Source organism: Vibrio sp. 10N.247.310.24, assembly GCF_041467175.1.
GTDB lineage: Bacteria > Pseudomonadota > Gammaproteobacteria > Enterobacterales > Vibrionaceae > Vibrio > Vibrio tasmaniensis_A.
In genome coordinates this window covers 1-20,929 of sequence record NZ_JBFSUD010000060.1, presented here as the reverse complement: position 1 = coordinate 20,929, position 20,929 = coordinate 1, and the positions used below count along the sequence as shown (strand labels likewise).

Annotated in this window: 17 protein-coding genes; 4 read left to right on the top strand and 13 right to left on the bottom strand. The window is 43.4% G+C overall.

Features of this window, described 5'->3' with window-relative positions; genetic code table 11:
* Position 1: 1 nt before the first annotated feature.
* The 5 genes from sbcD to AB6E08_RS16830 all read right to left on the bottom strand — a co-directional run bounded on the left by sbcD (position 2) and on the right by AB6E08_RS16830 (position 4,461).
* Positions 2-1,255, bottom strand: coding sequence for an exonuclease subunit SbcD (sbcD, locus tag AB6E08_RS16850; protein WP_372066591.1), 1,254 nt, complete (start codon positions 1,253-1,255; stop codon positions 2-4).
* Between the two features lie 213 nt (positions 1,256-1,468).
* Positions 1,469-2,038 (bottom strand): porin family protein, encoded by a 570-nt coding sequence (locus AB6E08_RS16845; RefSeq protein WP_017085555.1) that lies wholly within the window; start codon positions 2,036-2,038, stop codon positions 1,469-1,471.
* A gap of 508 nt (positions 2,039-2,546) precedes the next feature.
* On the bottom strand, positions 2,547-3,203 hold the full coding sequence (locus AB6E08_RS16840; RefSeq protein ID WP_065681884.1) for a glutathione S-transferase family protein: 657 nt from the start codon (positions 3,201-3,203) through the stop codon (positions 2,547-2,549).
* 188 nt (positions 3,204-3,391) lie between these two features.
* Positions 3,392-3,988 carry a LysE/ArgO family amino acid transporter gene (locus AB6E08_RS16835; protein WP_372066593.1) on the bottom strand — a complete coding sequence of 199 codons (597 nt, stop codon included), beginning with the start codon at positions 3,986-3,988 and terminating at the stop codon, positions 3,392-3,394.
* A gap of 14 nt (positions 3,989-4,002) precedes the next feature.
* On the bottom strand, positions 4,003-4,461 hold the full coding sequence (locus tag AB6E08_RS16830; RefSeq protein ID WP_017097442.1) for a GNAT family N-acetyltransferase: 459 nt from the start codon (positions 4,459-4,461) through the stop codon (positions 4,003-4,005).
* A 226-nt stretch (positions 4,462-4,687) separates the two neighbouring features.
* Between AB6E08_RS16830 and AB6E08_RS16825 the strand changes: the two genes are divergently transcribed.
* Together AB6E08_RS16825 and AB6E08_RS16820 are read left to right on the top strand one after the other, a co-directional pair.
* Positions 4,688-6,013, top strand: a complete 1,326-nt coding sequence (locus AB6E08_RS16825) for a diguanylate cyclase (protein WP_372066598.1) — start codon at positions 4,688-4,690, stop codon at positions 6,011-6,013.
* 126 nt (positions 6,014-6,139) lie between these two features.
* Positions 6,140-6,883 (top strand): class I SAM-dependent methyltransferase, encoded by a 744-nt coding sequence (locus AB6E08_RS16820; RefSeq protein WP_102248871.1) that lies wholly within the window; start codon positions 6,140-6,142, stop codon positions 6,881-6,883.
* A 140-nt stretch (positions 6,884-7,023) separates the two neighbouring features.
* Here the strand turns inward: AB6E08_RS16820 and AB6E08_RS16815 are convergent, their stop codons facing one another.
* The 6 genes from AB6E08_RS16815 to dmeF form a co-directional block, all read right to left on the bottom strand.
* Complete coding sequence (locus AB6E08_RS16815) at positions 7,024-9,018, bottom strand: TonB-dependent receptor domain-containing protein (protein ID WP_372066614.1); 1,995 nt, start codon at positions 9,016-9,018, stop codon at positions 7,024-7,026.
* A gap of 253 nt (positions 9,019-9,271) precedes the next feature.
* Positions 9,272-10,192 (bottom strand): LysR family transcriptional regulator, encoded by a 921-nt coding sequence (locus tag AB6E08_RS16810; protein ID WP_029223872.1) that lies wholly within the window; start codon positions 10,190-10,192, stop codon positions 9,272-9,274.
* A 219-nt stretch (positions 10,193-10,411) separates the two neighbouring features.
* On the bottom strand, positions 10,412-11,410 hold the full coding sequence (locus AB6E08_RS16805) for a DHH family phosphoesterase (protein ID WP_372066601.1): 999 nt from the start codon (positions 11,408-11,410) through the stop codon (positions 10,412-10,414).
* 282 nt (positions 11,411-11,692) lie between these two features.
* The gene (locus AB6E08_RS16800; protein WP_372066617.1) at positions 11,693-13,417 is read right to left on the bottom strand and encodes a methyl-accepting chemotaxis protein; all 1,725 of its coding nucleotides are present in this window, start codon (positions 13,415-13,417) and stop codon (positions 11,693-11,695) included.
* 621 nt (positions 13,418-14,038) lie between these two features.
* Complete coding sequence (locus AB6E08_RS16795) at positions 14,039-14,455, bottom strand: MarR family winged helix-turn-helix transcriptional regulator (protein ID WP_004733937.1); 417 nt, start codon at positions 14,453-14,455, stop codon at positions 14,039-14,041.
* Positions 14,433-15,440 (bottom strand): CDF family Co(II)/Ni(II) efflux transporter DmeF, encoded by a 1,008-nt coding sequence (gene dmeF, locus AB6E08_RS16790; protein ID WP_372066604.1) that lies wholly within the window; start codon positions 15,438-15,440, stop codon positions 14,433-14,435. The genes AB6E08_RS16795 and dmeF overlap by 23 nt, the downstream gene beginning before the upstream one ends.
* Before the next feature lie 373 nt (positions 15,441-15,813).
* On the opposite strand from dmeF, the gene AB6E08_RS16785 reads away from it, so the two are divergent.
* Positions 15,814-17,331 carry an arylsulfatase gene (locus AB6E08_RS16785; protein ID WP_032499727.1) on the top strand — a complete coding sequence of 506 codons (1,518 nt, stop codon included), beginning with the start codon at positions 15,814-15,816 and terminating at the stop codon, positions 17,329-17,331.
* A gap of 67 nt (positions 17,332-17,398) precedes the next feature.
* Here the strand turns inward: AB6E08_RS16785 and AB6E08_RS16780 are convergent, their stop codons facing one another.
* Both AB6E08_RS16780 and AB6E08_RS16775 read right to left on the bottom strand, forming a co-directional pair.
* Positions 17,399-18,313, bottom strand: a complete 915-nt coding sequence (locus tag AB6E08_RS16780; protein ID WP_017097452.1) for a LysR family transcriptional regulator — start codon at positions 18,311-18,313, stop codon at positions 17,399-17,401.
* Between the two features lie 194 nt (positions 18,314-18,507).
* Positions 18,508-19,419, bottom strand: coding sequence for a LysR family transcriptional regulator (locus AB6E08_RS16775; protein ID WP_372066608.1), 912 nt, complete (start codon positions 19,417-19,419; stop codon positions 18,508-18,510).
* A 119-nt stretch (positions 19,420-19,538) separates the two neighbouring features.
* Here AB6E08_RS16775 and AB6E08_RS16770 point away from each other — a divergent pair, with 119 nt between their 5' ends.
* The gene (locus AB6E08_RS16770) at positions 19,539-20,798 is read left to right on the top strand and encodes an adenylosuccinate synthase (RefSeq protein WP_372066611.1); all 1,260 of its coding nucleotides are present in this window, start codon (positions 19,539-19,541) and stop codon (positions 20,796-20,798) included.
* Positions 20,799-20,929 lie beyond the last annotated feature (131 nt).

Below are 20,929 nucleotides of genomic sequence, written 5' to 3'. Positions count from 1 at the left end.
GTTACTCTTCTACTTTGTTTGGTGTTTGAGCGCTTTCAGACACTTCAACCATCACTTGTTTAAACTTCACTGTCATTCGCTCTAAACGTGCTTTTTCAGAATCGGTTTCAAATTCTTCTAAGGCAATACGCTTCGTAAACAAGTCCATTGGGCTCAATTCTGACAGCGTTTCTGCCGACTCTTGCTCTAAAGCTTGGTTACGGCGTTCTCTTGCTCGGCGCAGTTGCAGCACTTCAACGTTCAATCCTTCGGTAAGTGCGCGCATACGTTCTTGAAGATCTGACAAGTAATCTTGCGCTTGCACTTCTATCGATAACCACACGCTTTGGTCACTATCTAAACCTATGTATTGGTTCAGTTGAGATTCGATCTCGTTCAAGTCGCCTTTGATTTCAGCTAGGGGTTGGAACGTTGGAACTGGCAATTGAGAAATGGTGCGCTCGCCTTCAACAAACTCAACTACACAGACCTGCTTTTGAGATTTAAGTTCATCAAAGCTTAATGGGATTGGTGAGCCGCAGTAACGAATGTATTCACGCTTTGCCACCACTTGTGGGCGGTGGATATGACCAAGTGCAATATAGTCTGCGTCTGGGAAGCCATCAGCGGCAAAACCATCAAGGTTGCCAACATAGATGTCGCGTACCGAATCCGATTGTTGAACCCCCATCGCCGTTAAATGACCCGTAGCGATAATCGGCATGTGCTCGCTGTTTTCAAACGTCGCACGCTTTTCTACAGCGGCATCATAAACACTTTGGTAGTGCTGTTTAATCGCATCACCAAGTTGCTTCTGACGCTCAACGCCTGTGACGCCCGCCTGGCTGGTCAACACATCACGAGGGCGAATAAAAGGAATGGCACAAACCAGCGCTTCTACATCGCCGTTCTTGCCTTTTAGTTCGACAACCTGAGTCGCATGATCTTCATTGGTATTAGGAATCACGTCTGCACCCATGTATTTGAGCAGCTGTTGTGTCTCTTTAAGCACAGAGACTGAATCGTGATTTCCACCTAATAACACCAATTGGCAGCCGATCTTGTTCGAATCGACCACAAACTTGTTATACATCTCACGAGCGTAACTCGGCGGTGTGCTGGTATCGAAAATGTCGCCAGCAACAATGATCGCGTCGATGTCGTGCTCTGTAACTTGCTCAAGTAACCATTGTAAAAACCGTTCATGTTCATTCTTACGGCTTTTATTGTAGAAGTTTTGGCCAAGGTGCCAATCGGACGTGTGAAGAATCTTCATTGCTGCTCACTGGAAGTCGGTAATACCTTTAATCTACCAAAATAGTAGAGATAATTCCCTTTTATAAGCTTGTGAAAACCAACTAATTTCAGGCTTTGGACCAACTCCGCCCACAGCGTGACCAATCGTTATTTTTGACATAAAAAAACCGCTCAACGTTAGAGCGGTTATAGATGTCCATGACATTAACTGTAAGTTATTTTACAGAGGTCATTAAAAATTGTATGAAGCACCCAGTGTTACTGTGCTAAATGCGACATCACGACTTGCCAGTCTATTACCATTAGGGCCGAAGAATTCGATATTTACTGCATCTGCTTGCGAGATTAAACGTAAGGTTAGGTTTTCTACTGGCGTATATTCAACACCTATACCAAAATGAAAGCCTGCACCAGAATCATCATCAATGTAACTAGAGCCCTTAGAGTTTAGATCAACGTAGCTCAGGCCTGCGGTTACAAACGGACGAATTGAATTATCAAACGTGTAACCCAAATTTGCCGCAACAGAGAAAGATGTTGGTGAAAGTACTTTAGTGCCAAATTTTTCGTAATCAGCATAATCTGTGTAACCAAGTTCGATACCAACAATGCGGTTAAATTGGTAACCACCGTAAAGGCTGTACCCCATGCTTTCAGCATCTAAATTACCTGCGCCATCAGTGTCTGAGTCTTGATACACGCCAAGGCCAGCGCCAATGTATGGACCACCCTCGATACCAGCAGCAAATGTAGGAAGTGAAACTAAGCCAACTAGGCCCAATAGAAATGATGATTTAAGCATGAAAATACCCTTTTTTTGTCTGTCCTACAGCAACGTTGACCAACAGCCAATAGTTTCCGACACTATTCCGCCTGTTGCGTTACTGTTTAAAATAAATTAAATAACCAGCCCCTAATGAATAATAAAACACTGTTCATTTACGGGGCGGATGAGAAAGTACCACAAGATTTTTAGGTCATCAAACGAACAATCATAGATATTTAGTTCAGTCTTATTTATGAGACAGATATATTTCCTGAGAAGTAACGAGTACTAAAATACGTATAAACCTGATAGTAAACCTGAGCACTCTCAATATTAAGTTCATTATAATCATACTGTTACCGTACTAACTAAATTGTTACTCGTTCTCAAAAACAACCTGAATCTTCACGCCTAAACATAAAAACCCATCCTGCTCCTCTCTTTTTCCAATAAAAGATATAAAGAGAAGAATGAGTTTAATTTTGGGAGGGTATTTATTTAGAACAGCCTGCTATTAAAATATATTTCAATTTAATTCATATTATTAACGAGCTTCAGCGAGACTAGCCAAATAGTTATTCGTTAAATAAAAGCCGCTGAACTTCTCAATAAAGTCCGCAGGAACGGTTTTATCGGTCAAGCCAGATTCAATCAGCGCCACTTGCCACTTCTGTACTTTCGGGAAGCCTTCAAGCATATCAAAACCAGAGCCCTCTTTAATTACTGACGCTCGGTGCAACAGTGGTAGCCAAGCGATGTCGACGTTAGAGATGTAATCGCCTTTGAAGAAGTCGCTGTCACCCAGCTTGTTCTCGGCCTTTTGGAAGGATTTTTGAAGATTCGCTAAACGTGTCTCAAAGGTTTCTTTGTCTTTACTGCCCATCGTTCCACATTGCGGCATGTAATGTTTGCTTGCCTGATAAGACCAAGCGCGATCTAGTGCTTTTTGCTCTGCAGACACCTCTTCTATCGGCGAATATTTATCGTCTAAGTATTCAACAATTGCATCTGACTCAAACAGAACTGTGTCATTTTCTGTAATCAATACTGGCACTTGTCCGTTTGGCGAAATATCTAGGAACCATTGAGGTTTATTATTTAGCTCAATGTATTCAATTTCAAATGGGACATTTTTCATTACTAAAGCACCCATTACACGTTGAACGAATGGGCAGTTTTTAAAGCTAACAAGTTTAATCATGGTTGACTCCGAATTAGGTCATTAATTTGTATTTGTACCCCTAAGACGAACGCCAAAACCGAAAGACGAAAAATAATTCTATTTTTTTAGAAATAATTAAATGCGGAGATAACTAAAGGCAGCCACTTTAGGTAGGAACTTTAAGTAGTCACTTTAGGCAGTAAGCTTGAATGCCTAATTACGAGCGGCTAAACGATCAAAGATATTGCAATAGACGCCATGATCATGCCAACGACAAATTCCAACACCTTCCACGCTCTCGGGTTCTTAAACATTGGAGCCAAGAAGCGTGCGCCATATCCAAGTGAAAAGAAGAACACAAACGACGCCGATACTGCACCAGCGCCAAACAACATTTGGTTGGGTTGATATTGGGTTGAGATAGAACCCAGCAATACCACAGTATCCAAATATACATGCGGATTAAGCCAAGTAAACGCCAAACACATCGCAATCGCTTTGGTTAACGAGTCTTTGGTTTCAGCAGTGGCTTCTAAGGCGTGGGTTTCAGTAAATGCTGAACGGAAGCTTAAGAATGAGTAGACACCCAAAAAGATAGCCCCGCCATAACGAGCGAACTGCTCAATTTGTGGGAATTGCTTAACGATGGCGCCAAAGCCTGTAACGCCGAAACTAATTAGTAAGGCATCAGAAATGGCACATACAGCACAAACTGCCAATACGTGTTGATTCTTAAGCCCTTGCTTTAAAACAAATGCATTTTGAGAACCAATCGCAAGAATCAGCGAAAGCCCAAGGGAAAAACCAGCAAAATAAGTCGGCATCAAAGGTTAGCCTCTTAACGTAACTCAATACTCATGAAATGACTGTGCGGGTCTAACACATAATTAGCAAAAGGTTCACAGTAACCAAAGCCAAATTTTTGATACAAATTACGCGCTGGCTTAAAGTAGTCTTCCGATCCCGTTTCTAGGCTAATACGTCGATATTGGCGAGCGGTTGCCGTATCCAAAACGTGCTGCAATAGCTTGCTTGCGACACCGGACTTTCTTGCAAACTGCGAGGTTCTCATTGACTTCAGTTCAGCGTGTTGTGTATCAAGCTCTTTAATGGCGACACACCCAAGCAGTTGGCTGTCTTTCCAAGCACTGAAAAAAGTAATCTCTGGCGACTTGAGCCCCTCTAGATCCAGTGCATGAACGCTTTCGACTGGCGATGTCGCATACATATCAGCTAAATGCTCTTCGAGTAGCTCAATAACCTCTCCACCCGACAAATCATCAATTTTTATTTCCATAACTCTTTAATTATCCTTAATAATTTTTTTATCCGTTTTAGATACAGTAAAATTACGCTACCCTCAAAAAGTTGCGTACGGCACACTTTAATCACATAGTCTCGTGACGCTTGCCGTGTTAGGTATCTGATAGCTTTGTCGATATACAGCAGTCACAATTTATTTACGACACCACCATTTATTTAAAGCACCTGTTTTTGGTGAGAGGATATGTAGTCAGATCTATATGAGCATCCAACTAGATTTAACCACAGCCACCCCTAGGCAGAATTTCGACTCTGCACAGGGCTATATTACGCTGCAAGACCACCGTGTCATCGATGTCGACGAAAACATTGCAAAAATCTTCGGTTACAGTTGCCGTGAAGCACTTCTCAACAACGTCGATTTTGTCTACTCATTAATACCCAAAGACTATCACGGCTCTGTCCGTGAACGTTACCTTTCTGCGATTAAAGGCCAACTGGGAAAGGGAAAGCTCTATAAAGATATTCCGGTGAATAACCGCCTTCTCTCGCTGTTTAGCCTTGCTCAAGCGGTCAGAGTCAACGACCGCCCCGCTCTTCGTGTAATGATCATAGATATTACCTCAGTTGTTGCTTCAGAGCGTAAACATCAAGAAAAAGATCGTATGTACCGGACTTTACTCAATAGTTCGAAACAGGGCGTGCTCGTCCACCAAAATTTCAAGCCTCTAATGGTTAATCAAGCCTGGGTTGAAATGCAAGGTGCCAAATCGATAGAAGCAGTGCTTGCCATGGACTCAATCATTTCAATTATTCCGCCGGACAGTCGTATCAATGCCATGAGACGCAGCCAGAGTATTCTTGCCGGTGATACACCAAGCTTCAGTTCTGTGGTTGAAAACCAATGCTTTGACGGGAGTAAAAAACACTTCAACATCTACGACAACATCATTAATTGGGAAGGCGAGAAAGCGATTCAAGTGGTGATAGAAGACGTTTCCGACAAGGTGATATTAGAACAAGAGCTACTGCACCGCGCACTTCACGACGATCTAACACAAGTGTTCAGCCGCAGTGCCATTTACGATTGGTTAAAAAAGCCGTTAAAAGAACAAACTGAGATGTCTTGTTTACTATTGGATATTGATGACTTCAAAAAGATTAATGACCAATTTGGACACAGTGTTGGTGACGATGTGATTCGTACTCTCGCGAATACCATCAAGAAGCACGTCAAAGCCTTGAACGGCGTGGTTGGCCGCTGGGGAGGTGAAGAGTTTATCGTCTTCTTTCCAAAAAACCGAACGACTCATGGAACCATTCTCAACACGGCATACTCACAAGCAAAAATTGTTGGTCACCGTATTTGCGAAGAATTTCGAACCCATCAATTCTTGGGATTTAATCGCACCAAGTTTCAATCAAGCGTCAGTATTGGCATTACCGACAGCTGCATCGTTCGTACCAACAACTCCCTAGATACGTTGATTCGAGTTACAGACGACGCGCTCTATCGTGCTAAATCCAACGGAAAAAATAGAGTCTCAGTAAACCACGAAGGTGCATGTATAGAGTGTGGCTCGTGAAACAATTGCTAAGCATCAAGAAAAGGTCATTTAAGCTTATAAGTTGACCCAAGATTTTCTTGTTATTTTTAAGTTCTAGTTTACTATGCGCCACCCCAATTTTTTCAGCAAATGCTGCAGGCAAACATGTCCGCCAACGCACTCTATACCGACCTATCCGGTTACTATGATTTAATGTGTGTCGATATTGACTACCAAGCGCAGAGTGACTGCGTTCGTAGGTTACATCAGATTTTTGGAAATGAAGGAAAAACACACCTCGACCTTGGATGTGGCACTGGACCACACGTTCGCCATTTTATTGATTACGGCTATCAAAGTAGTGGCCTTGATCTTAATAAACCAATGCTCGACATTGCTCAAGTTCGTTGCCCTGAAGCTAACTTTTCAGTACAAAACATGAGTAACTTTGAGGTCTCAGAACCGCTCGATCTTATCACTTGTTTCTTGTATTCCATCCATTACAACGACGGAATTGAGAGACTAAAAGAGTGCATTGCAAGCGTGCACCGAGCTTTGAAACACGAAGGTGTCTTCTGCTTCAACGTGGTTGATAAAGAGAAGATAAGCAATGACTTGTTTGTTCGACATACAGCCAACAAAGAACATGATGACTTTACCTTTCGCTCAGGTTGGTACTACTCCGGCGAAGGTAGTAAGCAAATGTTAAAGCTAAGTATCGAAAAAACGACTGCGGGTGAAACTCAAGTATGGAATGACGAACACCCTATGGTGGCATTCTCGTTTAAGGAATTGATCGAGATATTGAAGCCCTACTTTGAGGTTCATATTTTTGAGCACGATTATGACAAGCTGCTGCCTTGGGATACCAAATCAGGTAATGCTTTGGTCACTTGTGTAAAAATCTAGGTAAGCCAATTCCAAACGAATTAAACCGATACAAGCACACAAAAAAGAACCCACACTCGCCGTTCTCTTTATAGAGTATCGAGCCAATGTGGGTTCTTCGTTTCTATATGTATCTTCCTACCAAATCAAACACAGATTGATTAGAAGTCCGCTGTCATACCTACGTAGTAAGTACGTGGCTCTTCAACATAACCCATACTCTCTAGCTCTTGTGATACAGCTTCATCAGTCAAGTTAGTGATACCAGCACGCACTCGAACAGAATCATTAACGTTATACACCGTACCGATGTTCAGTGTTGTGTATGCGTCTTGCGTTAAGTCGCTTTCGATATTACGCTCTCCACGGTAACGCGCACTAATAAAGGCATTCAGATCGAAAGTTGGGCTCCAGTTCAGTTTAACTAAGCCTGAATGCTTGTAACGCTCGCGCAGTTCTTCACCCGTTGACTTATCTTCTGTGTCTAAGAACGTGTAGTTACCAGACACGCCCCACTCATCGGTAATCTGGAATTGACCCGTAAGTTCAGCACCTTGAACCACCGCCTCAGATACATTGGTATAAGTACGCTTACCTTTCACAAAGTCCTTGTCACCAGGCCCGACTCGACAACCGTTAGCAGGGTCAAATACGGTTCCATTTTCACAATATGTTACGTCACGATCAATCAAGTCATTAATTTCATTTCGAAACAAAGCCCCTTCAACGTTCCAACGTGGTTGGTTGTATATTGCTGCAATTTCATAGTTCAAGCTCGTTTCAGGCTTCAGGTTTTCATTGCCATACAAATCACACTTCCCTTTGCAGCTATTAACTGTGTAGTCGGCTTGGTTTTGAGTCAGCGAAGGTGCTTTGAAAGCCTTACCTACACCACCTTTGATGATGAGGTCATTAGTCGTTTGGTGAACTAAGTACACACGCGGGCTGAATTCTTCACCGTACAATTCGTGCTTGTCTAAACGTCCACCAATGGTTGCGGTGAGTTGTTCAGTCATCAACCACTGGTCTTGAACAAACAAAGCACCTTGATACGCTTCTGATGTACCGTTGATCAAGTTTTCTTTGTTGGTTAACTCGCTCAACTGGTAGTCCATACCAAAAGTTACGGTGTGACTATCACCGAGATAAGTCGTTGCTGACGCTTCTACTATTTGAGTTAGCTCTTCTACATCGCTACTGTAATTGTTACCTAGATCAGCGGCATCGTTGTCTGTCACGTTTTCACGAGAGTAACGAACTTGTGTGTCACCCCAGTTCCAAAAACCGCTGTGTGTAATCGCTTGACTGTTACGTACAACATTACTATCCACTAGGTTCGAACCTGTAGCGTGTTCTGCTAAACCATCACGTTTATCGTCACTATAGCCAAGGTCTAAATCAATCGTCTGATTGTCTGTCATATTCCATGTCAGGTTGGCAAGCAAACTTAAAGTGTCGCGTTCCTCGAGAGCGGTAATATTTTCACGACCATTACCTGTATATGGTTGCCATGCGTCACGCGAGGTTTGATTTAAAGAAAAACGCGCAAACAATTCATCGTCAATCAATGCACCGGACGTAGTAAAACCAACAGAATATTCTTCGCCACCATCTCCGTCTAATGGAGAAGAAGTGTCCATACTTAATGTAGAACTCCAATCGTTTTCTGGAGCTTTGGTGATGATGTTGATTGTGCCACCCATACCATCTGAACCGTAAAGTGCAGACATTGGGCCGCGGATGATTTCAACACGTTCGATTGACTCAGCTGGAATAGTCGAGAGATCGAAATCGTTACCACGAATGATGGCACTTGCAGAGCTTAAGCGACGGCCATTCACCATGATAAGCGTATAGTCTGAATCCATACCACGAATAGAGATCATCTGACGGCCAGCACGTGTGCTATCAAAATCAGATTCCACACTCGTTGATTCTGCAACGATGTCAGCCAAAGTGATTCCAGGGCTGTCTTCGATGTCTTGAGCGGTGATAACCGACATTGAAGCTGGCGCTTGTTTTAGAGCCATTTCAGTACGAGTTGCCGTAACAACCATTTGCTCATCTGTCGCTTGCGCTTCTTTTTGCGCTAACACGTTAGCCGATAGTGAGGTGCAAATAACAGCTACTGCGACCGAAAGGGGTTTACGAATCATAAGAGGTTTGCGAACTATAAGGTGCTTGCGAACCAAAAGAGGCTTGCGAATCAACAGAGATTTCTCAGACATGATATTTATTCTTATATGTAATTAGTAATGATAATGGTTTGCATTAAACAACCAGTTATCACTCCAATCAACGAAAGTTTCATGCTGAAAATTCATTATGATTATTCACCCATCAAATAATGCAGGCAACATATATTCAATTCATTAGCATTAAGCCAGTAACATTCATGTGCCAGATAATTTAGGAGTATGTCTCTTTAAATAGTTCACGAATCCAACGACACATAGGGTCATTGTGGAAACGTTTATGCCAGTAGAGATATACGTCTTCTGATGGGCTCCTGATCGCTTTGGGTACGCGTTTACAAACAAGGTTTCTCTGTTTTGCTGCTTGTTGAGCAAAAGGTGTCGGCAGGTGAAAGATGATATCGGTCGCTTCAGCCATATCTGGAGCGACGTTAAAGTTAGACAGTTGAATCGGTATCGATAGCTGACGCTGCTTATCGATCAAGCCCAAATCTTTGAAACGACTTTCAATCGAGAGCTTCTTATCCCCTTGCAGTGAGATCTGGCCGAGTTGGCTACTCAATAAATCATCAACGGTGATCTCTTTATCCGCCAGAGGGTGGTCTTTGCTCATTAATAACCGATAATCGCGACTGATTACGAACATTCGATACAGGTTTTGTTCAGAACTTAATGGTTCATGCGTCGACAATACAAAGTGCGCATCACCTGATAACAGAGGTTCAAAGTGTCGTTTAGGAATCGAGTCGATATCGACAACCATATTCGGCGCTTGTTGGCGGATTTGTGCCACGACTTTTGGCAAAAGGTGTGAAACCTGAGGAACCAAGCCAAAGAACCGAACGGTACTATTACTCGTCTGCGGTTCAAATACGTCTCCATGGACCAATTTCTCAAGGCGTGTGAGCACAGAGTTGAGGTCTTGCTTAATGACTTCTGCTTTCGGGGTTAACTCATAACCATAGGCTGCGCGGACTAACAAGTCATCGTTGAATACCGTTCGTAGTTTTTGTAGTGAACGACTCACCGTCGGTTGGCTCATGTCCAACGCCAAGGCTGTGTTTGATACGTGCTTCTCTTCAAGAAGGTGTTTAAGAATAACGAGTAGGTTAAGGTCGACCTGGGCAAGATTCATTATAAGGATATTCAAAATACTGAAGATTCAATATGCGTATAGTGCAGTTTCCCCAAAATTAATACAATTGATAATCACTCTTACTTTGATGTCATACAATGTGAAGTGCCGAATTTGATGCTAACTAAGTTTTTGAAAGGCTTATTTGGGTGACTTTAGACACAAAAAAAGAAGCCAAATGGCCTCTCTTTACCCTATTCACTCTCGCTACTATTTTCGTTAGCGCTCAACACTCGGCGAATAATAAGCGTCCAACAGTGAAATGAAATTCCCTCTATCAAGTTCGCTAAGTTGATTAATGCCAGCCGCTGCTTTTCTTCCTCCGCCAGTTACAAAGCTAGAGCAAATTTCATCTGCGCCTGTTCTATTGGATAGTGGTGCTCTTAGGCTAACAGTATAAGATTCGCCATCTTGGTTTTTCGTTAATACTGCTTGCGCTCGGTTTGGATCTTGATTCACGATCTCATTGCCAAATACACCGCTGATACGTCTTGCCCAAGTCTCACCGGGCAGTTCAAACACACGTGCGACTTTACTTTCATAAACAGGGGCAAGGTTTGATAGTTGCTGGCGGTCATTTTGGTAAGCCGCTCGTAATTGATAGAACACGGAGTCTTTGTCATCCATAAGATCGAACGGGTTCGGGTATTGATAAAGGTTTTGGTAGAGCTCAACTGGCGTGAAATGTAGATCGCTCAATGATGTGCCGTAGCCGTTGTAATTAACCAAGGTACCTAGCTCTTCTAAGAACTCAATTTGTGATTGTTCGAATCCATTTTCATCAGCTAACTGTGCGGCCACTACTTTTAAATTATCACCAAAGGCCGCCGCGATTGCCCAAGCTACGTGTGCACCATTTAGCTTCTGGTTAATCAATAAACTCGTGCAACTCTCTGCCGAGGTGTCTATCAGAGTGTCTAAATGCTCAGAGGTTGGCACGTCCCCTGTTCGATGGTGATCGCAGTAAAACACATCGATGTTGGCATCTAACAGTGAGTGCAATGCTGGCAGGTTCTTCTCCATCGACACATCAAGAACGGTAACGGAAGAGACATCATTTGGATTGCCCGGCTCTATGATTTGACTGGCAACTTGAGAAACCAACTTAATATCACGCTTTACACCGGTAACGAGTACGCTTTTTCTTGGTTCACTTAATCGCAGTTGTAGCAACGAGATGATACCGTCTGCGTCTCCATTGAATACGTCGTAGTGCATGCTGTTCCTCTTCCGTAAGATTTAACGTTTATTTGAAACGCGCCAAAGATATGGCTCACGTCAATGCGTTCGTTCATCGTTAGTCTGTCATTATTTTAGTTTTATTCCACAGATACTTAAGTCTATTTTGTAATGCCTTATTCTTATTTCTATCGATTCAGGCACTTGCCTATTCTTCAGGCACAAAAAAGGCGCGAATAATTCACGCCTTTGCTTTCTAAGAACTCACGCCTTGGGTTTCAAATACTTAACATATTTGGTTTCTAACTTGCTCTAGCAGTCTTATGACGTCTTGAACTGTGCTACCGCTTGATCCATATCGTTCGCTTGCTCAGCTACTTTATCGACTTCGACCAAGCAATGCTGCGCCGAAGCGTTGTTATCATTCGAGATGGTATTCAACTCAGTAATTGAGTCACTCACTTGTGTCATTACGGCACCCTGCTCTTCAATCGCTGAAGCAATACGTTCTGAGTTGCCTTGAATGCTTTCCATATCACTCAAGATCAGTTGCAAGCTTGCATCCAGTTCTTCTGAATCTTTCAGAGTCAGTTGACCTTGTTGGTTACATTCACCAATTTCGGTCATCGAAGCGTTCATTTGGCTTTGAATTGCCGTTACTACACTGGTAATTTCAGTCGTTGATTGGTGCGTTCTGCTTGCAAGAGCACGAACTTCATCTGCAACCACGGCAAAGCCTCGGCCTTGTTCACCGGCACGTGCTGCCTCAATGGCTGCGTTCAGTGCCAGCAAGTTGGTTTGTTCTGCAATGCCTTGGATGATATTTACCGCATCGCCAATTTGATCAACATGATGGTTCAATGAGCTGATCGAATCTTGGCTGCTAGAAAGGCGTTCAGACAACTGAGTAATGTTGCTGATCGTATCAACCACCACTTCACGGCCTTTATCGGCATTCACTTTTGCTTGATGAACACCTTCAGCCGCAACTGATGTGCTTTCTGAGATTTCACCAATTGTGAGTACCATCTCTTGCACTGACGTTGTCATTGTAGAGGTGTGATTTGCTTGAACTTCAAACTGTTTGATGACTGACTCTAACTCGTCATGCATGTTCGACGTGCTTTGTGTCAGTTGCAGTGACTTAGATTGAGATGCCGCGATCAAGCCTTCCAGCTGATCAAGCAATTGGTTGAAGTATTGGCCTAAAGTGCTGAGTTCGTCTTTGCCATCAAGGTGCGAACGAATAGACACGTCGTTAGAATCAACGATGTTGCGAATCACCGAGAGTAATGACTCAATCTTGCCGATAATAGAACGGACAATTAACCAACTGAACAGAATGATCGACACGAGTAGCGTGACGCAAAGGATGTTGTTGATCAGCGATAGTTTGTCCATCTCTTGTTGGGTTTCTTGGTCCAATACCGCTGAGAACTCTTTAAATTGAGTTTCGATAGCATGAGAACCCGAGCGAGCTTGCCCAAGCAGACCTTCGTTGTGCTTCAAGCCAATCACTCGCTTCTGTTCAACCACTTGACGTGCAGCATCTATCAAAGCAGTTGAGCTTCCAACATTAGAAGTAATAGAAAGAACACTCGGATCGAACTCACCCTTTTCAATTAAGTCATTGAACAGGTAAAGCTCGATTTTTTGTTCAGCACTGGCTGTCGCGCTGATGTTATCGAGCAAAACATGAAACTCGCCTAGCATGCCTTTGTCACGTGCTAGCCCATAGACTTCGCTCGCTTTTACTAGGTTAACAAAGCTGGTGTGGTAAGTTTCGATGTCTTCACGTAGGTGTGTGCTGTTGGCTAAGCCTAAATCACTGAGCACTGTATCTAGCTCAGATTCAGACGCTAAGAATTTGTTGTAGTTTACGTCGAACTTGGCGAGGTACTTCATATCACTACGTAATAGGAAATCTTTCTCGTTACGGCGAAGGTTGAGCAAACGCACTTCAAGTTCTTTGGTGATTTGTTTGGCTTCGCTCATTTGAGCGGTGGTGTCTGCAAATTGCGATGTGGTAAACAACAATGAAATCATGCCGAAGATGGAGAACATCCCCAACGAATAGAGCTTTTTCTTTATATTCATATACGTGGCTCGTCTTTACTAAATTAACTATGAGTATCTAATTGATCGCATCGAAGCATGGAATACAACTCGTGCGACCTGATTATTGTTATGGTTATGGTTTTGGTATCAGTAATGAGCACTAAATCTAGCGACTGTTCAGCCCACCAGCAGTGACATTCTCAATGGTATTCAAACAGAGAATGAATTTTTCACTAAAGATAAAAGCATCAATAACACAAATTGAATACATGTACATTAGTTGAATGATAAAAGTGAGAGACAGCTATTTGACGGGACATAAATAGCTTGAACACCACGGTATACAAGACATTGAATTAAAAGACTTTGAAGCACATTCGGATGCATTATTTATGATGACATTTTTTTGGCTCTCCAAAAGAGCACAAGCGAAGCGCAATATTGGAGGTTTTGACTTGGTTTTTAAACAGTGAATCGGTCTATTGATGATTGTACAGTAAAGCGTAAACGGCGAAAAAATGGACCTACTCAATTCGAGTCAGGTCCATTTTTTGATTGTCTAGTCAATCGCTTTGCAGCTAAAGAGTTAGGGTGCGAACTCAAGGCTGACTAAAACGCTTTCACCATCTTGGTTAGGCACTTCAATAACACCGCTTTCTCATCTTCTTCGATGTCTTGTGTTAGTCCACTAACCAAATTCAAGTGAAGCTGATTGTGGTGAACGTGTATCTTCTGCCCTTCATCAGTCAAAGCAACCACAATTGCACGACGATCCGTTGGGTGTTCATGGCGTTCAATCAATTCAGCTTTAACCAGCTTTTCAATTTGAACAGTAAGCGTACCCGTGGTGATGCCCAACTTTTCAGCGAGCTCTTTCATTCTTAACGCGCCATGCATACCAAGCACTTCAATGGTGTGTACTTGAGCAAGGGAATAACCTGTCTCTTTGACAACAGACTGCTCCCACGAAGACATTTTATCGTAGAACTCAGTCAGTATTTGGTTAAGCTGTTCTATATTTCGCATGGTCGTTTGAATGCACTTCAAGAGTAAGATGATTAATCTTATCAAACTTGGCGAGCATTTGTTTATATTCAGAGACGGTTTTATCACTGTTTGATTCAAGAGTAATCGCTGCTGAATAGTGATGTCCACTCACCTTCCACATGTGTAAGTCGGTTACGGCTGCGTAAGGAGCTAAAGCTTCAGTGATTCCGTTACGGTACTCATCATCAATATTCTGATCGAGCAAGATTGGACTTGTCTGCTTCATTAGGTTCATTGTCCATTTGGCAATCACGACAGCACCCACCATGCCCATTGCTGCATCTAACCAGTTCCAACCGTAAAACTTACCAAATAGCAGCGCAACAATCGCAAGCAGAGACGTCAGAGTATCCGCCAACACATGCATGTAGGCTGCGCGTAGGTTGTGGTCATGATGGTGTCCGTGATGCTCAACATGTTTATGACCATGGTCGCTGTCGTGATCATGACTATGTGAATGACCGTGCGAATGGCCATGGTTCTTACTATGATCATGGCAATGCTCGTGTCCGTGATCATGATGGTGATCGCCGAGTAAAAACATACTCACTACATTCACGGTTAAACCAATACAAGCAACGATGATCGCTTCATTGAACTGAATTGCTTGTGGGTTAAACAAGCGATGTACCGATTCCACCAGCATCAACAATGCCACAATCCCCAACGCAATCGCGCTGGTGTAGCCCCCTAACACGCTGACTTTGCCAGTACCAAACGAGAAACGTTCGCTCTCGGCATGTTTCTTCGCATATCGGTATGCAAATAAGGTGATACCAAACGCTGCAGTATGCGTTCCCATGTGCCAACCATCGGCAAGCAATGCCATTGAACCATAAATGGTACCCGCAACGATTTCGACAACCATGGTAACGACGGTCAATAACAGGACATAGAACGTGCGTTTCTCACCTTGGCTGTTATGTGAAGAAAAGTTGTGTTGGTGACGTGTTGGAAAACTCAAAATGGCGTCCTTAACTTGTATTTGTGGTTAGATAATCGTTGTTAGCAAAATCCCTTTGATTGACAAGTAATTTGATAATCAAAGCAACTGGTTGAAATTTAGTTTGATCATCAAAGTTTGTCAACGGCGAATTTGATTTTCGAAATGGGACGAAAATGAATAAGGCTCACTTAATCAAGAAGTAAACTCTGGGCAGGTCTCTGATTTTGAGTAAAACACTAGCCCTAATCACGGCTCCACTATTCTTCTAAGTAACTAGAATTCATACCCAGTAGTCCTCTGAGTTAATACAAAATTGGTATTTTCTTTCTAAACAGATAGAAACTAAAGAAAGGACATTACCTTGACTAAATTAACCAAAACCGTGTTAGCAATGAGCGCACTCAGCGTTGCTCAAGGCGTCGCTGCGGCAGACCAACCGAACATTCTTGCTATCTGGGCAGATGATCTTGGTTACTACAACACGAGCGCATACAACCGTGGAATGATGGGCTACGAAACGCCGAACATCGACCGTATTGCCAACGAGGGTGCTATTTTTACGGATATGTACGCACAACAATCTTGTACGGCTGGCCGTGCTTCGTTCGTGACGGGGCAACACCCATTCCGTACCGGCCTACTTACTATCGGTATGCCAGGTTCTGCACACGGAATTCCTGACTGGGCTCCTACCATTGGTGATGCTCTTAAAGAAGAAGGCTACGCGACTGCGCAATTCGGTAAAAATCACTTAGGCGATCAAGACAAACACCTTCCTACAAACCATGGTTTTGATGAGTTCTTTGGTAACCTTTACCACTTAAACGCGGAAGAAGAGCCTGAAACCTACTTTTACCCAAAAGACCCAGAATTCAGAAAGAACTACGGGCCTCGCGGCGTTATCAAAGCAACCTCTGATGGCAAAATCGAAGATACAGGTCCACTGACTCGTGCTCGTATGGAAAACATCGATGAGGACTTTACCGAAGCGGCTATCACGTTCATGGAGAAATCTGTAAAAGAAGATAAGCCGTTCTTTATCTGGTACAACTCGACTCGTATGCACGTTTGGACTCGTCTGAACGAGCATTACAGCGGCATTTCAGGTCAAGGCATCTACGCTGATGGTATGGCTCAATTAGACGACAACGTCGGCGCGTTGCTTGATACTCTTGAACGCTTAGAAGTTGCAGACAACACGATTGTTATCCTTTCTACCGATAACGGTGCAGAAAAGTTTACATGGCCTGACGGCGGTACATCTCCTTTCCACGGTGAGAAAGGCACAACTTACGAAGGCGGCATGCGTGTTCCACAAATCGTGAAATGGCCTGGTGTAATCGAACCTGGCTCTGCGGTTAATGCGCTAATGTCTCAAGAAGACTGGTTACCGACACTAGCGGCAGCGGCCGGTAATGACTCTATCGTTGAAGACCTTAAAGAAGGTGTTTCTTTAAATAATAAAGATTGGCGTGTTCACCTAGATGGCTCGAACTTCATGCCATACTTTGAAGGAGAGGCAGAAAAATCACCTCGTGAAACTATTTTCTACTTCTCTGCAAACGGTGACTTCAATGCGCTTCGTTGGAACGATTGGAAAGCAAGCTTCGCGATGATGGAAGGCACAATGCAATCGGCTATCCGTCAAGCTCCTGCTTGGGCTTCAATTACAAACCTACGTATGGACCCGTTTGAAACCGCAGCGAAAGAATCTGGTATGTACACTCGTTGGATGGTAGACAACATGTGGTTATTCGTACCAATGTCTCAAGAAGTGATTAAGTTCATGGGCTCTCTAAACGATTACCCAATGCAACAAGGCCAAGGCTTCAGTGCCGCAGAGATCAATTACAACACGCTAAAAATGCAAAAGCTAATTCAGCAAATGCAAGCACAAAACGCCAAATAGCGGAGCAAGGGTTAAACAGCGGAGCAACAGCTAGATAACCCGGCTAACGACCATTAAAGATAACTGACTAATTAAAGCCCCACTGGGGCTTTTTTTGTGAGGCATCAACAATCTTTTTTCTAAACCATGAATGCGCCATATCTGCATTACGACTCTTGTGCCACACCAGATATTCAGTACCAAGATCCGATTCAAACGGTAAAGGCGACAGCTTAAAATCATCCAGCAAGCCATACCTTTCAAGTATCGATTTCTGACTAATACAAAGCCAATCCGTCCCTCTTACCATATCAAGCATTTCAAATGGGCCAGGCGCCTTTCGTGCAACCTTTCTACTTTTCGCATACTTACTGGTTTTGGTTAACGGCGATTCTTTGGTATCCCACATACTATGAAGAACATGCTTCTCTTCAAGGTATTCTTCCAACGTAATCTCGTCCGCTAATCTAGGGTGGTTTTTATCATAAGCAACCACCATAGGTTCGTTAGAGAGCTGAATACATTCCATTGCCGGATCGTTGATAGGCGTATGGACTATACACAAATCATATCGGTGTTGGCGAAGGTCTAGAACGATGTCTGCGGTATAGTAAGGGTCAATATGAAGACCGATATCTGGCGTTTCCGCATAGAGGATATCGGATACACGCTTCATCAATGAATAAGTTGCCCCACTAATACAAGCGACATTAAACGACCTTTCAATTTTTGTTGGGTCGAACTTTCGCTTACTCGGGAAAGTCGATTCAAAGGCATCGTAGGCCTGTTTTATTTGAGGGTAGATGTCATAACAAAAACTGCTCGGTCTATAGCCTTCCTTTGTTTTCACAAACAGCGGATCATCATAGGTTTCTTTTAGTCGGTTAAGCGCCTTACTAATCGCGGGCTGAGTAACGCCAAAACGTTTCGCGGTATTCGAGATAGAGAGCTCTTCCATCATGACAACAAAATACGGGATCAGACTAAAATCTGTGTTTTTCATGTTCTATTTACCAAACTAGCGTACTAAATTAACTTTCATATCATTGAATTATACCGTATCAACCAAGCACTTCATTAGCGACCCTTTTATTTTGGGAAGTCACCTACGAATTATCATGCTAGAAAACGATGATTAACAGAACACAAAAAGCCCACACTTGGCAGGCTCAGGTAACTCAAAGTCAGTGATGGCGTTTATTTGCTTTGTAACAGAGTAATCTCATCATTCACCCAACCTAACAACTGCTTGGTGGCTTTCGACAACACTTGGTTCTGCCGAACAATATAACCAAGACTGGTGCTAGAAAAGTTGATCAACGGTGTCACTTTCGAATGCAGATGCTGCTTGGTGGATACCGCGAATTCAGGGACAATCGCCACGCCAAAACCGGCTTCTGCCCAATCGATTTGAGCGTCGACACTCCCTACTTCCATGACTCTATGATTGGGTAGATTAAGGCTTGGTAAACCTTCATCAATGAAGTCACGGGTTCTCGTATCGTGGCCAAGTAGAATCAAGGTGAGTTCTGTCTCTATATCGTCATCTTTAACCTCGTTTCCTGTCTTGCTATCAGAGTATTGCATGTCGAAGCCATCGCCTAACGCACACCATGAAAGCTCTTGAAGCTTTGTGAAATACAACGACTCATTGTGTTGTTCTTTGGCAATAACGAAGCCAAGATCCGCCTGAGCATTCTTAACTAAACTCGATGCTTGAGATGACGTGGTATTCAACAACGTAAGGTCGATTCCCGGATACTGCGCTTTGAACTTCTGGAACGGGCGAATTAGCAAGAATCGAGAGATGATGTCGCTCACGGCAATAGTTAACGTGCCTATTTTAAGGTCGTTAATGGCGTTGAGATCGGCCTGACAAATCTGCAGTTCGAGTAATGTTCTTTGACTTGTCTCTAGTAACCTTTCACCTGCTTGAGTCAGTTGAAACGGACTTCGCTCTATCAACTTGATGCGTGTTTGTTGTTCCAGTTGTTTTAGGTGCAAACTCACATTAGGTTGTGTCATATGCAGTGCGTTGGCTGCTTTTCCGAAATGCTTATATTCCGCTAGCGTCACAAACGTCTTCAACAAATTAATATCGAGCATCATATCCCTCCCAGGTTTTTTACATGATATATGAAATCCTTATCAAGATAATAAAGATAATTAATTTCTCTTATCCACTTTGTAGGCCTAACATGATTTCTCAATCAGTCAGGAGAAAAATTATGCCATCTATTGTTGTTGTAGGCGCAAACTGGGGCGACGAAGGCAAAGGCCGTATCGTTGATTTTTTAGCAGACCAAGCTTCTGCTAGCATTCGCTTTCAAGGCGGAAACAATGCCGGCCATACCGTAGTAAACGACTTCGGTACATTCAAACTGCATCAACTGCCTAGTGGTATTTTTAATCCTGATTGTACGGCAGTTCTTGGCCCTGGCATGGTGATCAGCCCTGCTGCGCTAACTCAAGAGATTGCAGAAGTACAAGCAGCTGGCATCAAAGTGAAAATGGCGATTTCAGACCGTGCGACACTTTGTCTACCTTTACACGCGCTTGAAGACACACTTGAAGAAGAACGTTTAGGCGATGGTGCTTACGGTTCAACACGTCAAGGTATTGCACCCGCTTACGGCGATCGTGTGATGAAGAAAGGCATTCTTGTTGGCTGGTTGAATCAACCTGAAATTTTGGAGCAACGCATTCAATTCTTACTTGATTGGAAGATGCCTCAACTTAAAGCGCTATACCCACAATGTGACTTCTCTCAGACTGCTTCTGAAATGACAGAATGGCTACTTGAAGTGACTAAAGCTTGGCGCCCATTCATTTGCAACGTAACTGAGCCGCTTAAAGCACTGCAATCGCAAGACGCGAACTTACTGTTCGAAGCTCAGTTAGGTGCAGGTCGCGACCTTGTTTACGGTGAATATCCTTGGACGACATCTTCAAATGTAACCGCTGCATACGCAGGCATCGGTAGTGGTTTACCCGCCCTTCGCCCTGAGCGCGTTATTGCTGTGGCTAAATCGTTCAGCTCATCTGTAGGTACTGGTACGCTAGTGACTGCAATGGAAGAGCAAGATAGCTTCCGCGAAAGCTCTAACGAATACGGCGCAACAACAGGCCGCCCACGTGATATGGGTTACTTCGACGCAGTAGCAACTCGCAACGGTGTTGACCTGCAAGCTGCAACGGAAATCGCACTGACTAAGATTGATTGCCTGTCTGGTTTGTCTGAACTTAAGATCTGTACCGCTTACTCTGGTGAGCACACTGAAAACCCGATTTGGCCACAAACGGCTGAACTAAAGCCTGTATATGAAGATATGGCTGGCTGGGATGAAGACATCACGGACTGCCGCACGTTTGAGAGTCTTCCTCAAGCAGCACAAGATTACGTAACTCGTATCGAAGAGTTGATGGGTGTTCCAATTGTGATGGTGTCAGTAGGCCCTGAGCGTGAGCAAATGATCATTCGAGGCTAGAGCTCTACTCAAGTCTTTCAGCTAAAGCGGTTGTTTAGCTGAAAGGCGACAGGCACAAAAAAGCCCACACTAGGTGTAATGCCGTTCGGATAAGCATTATTGCTTGAACCTGAACGGATATTTGGCTGGGA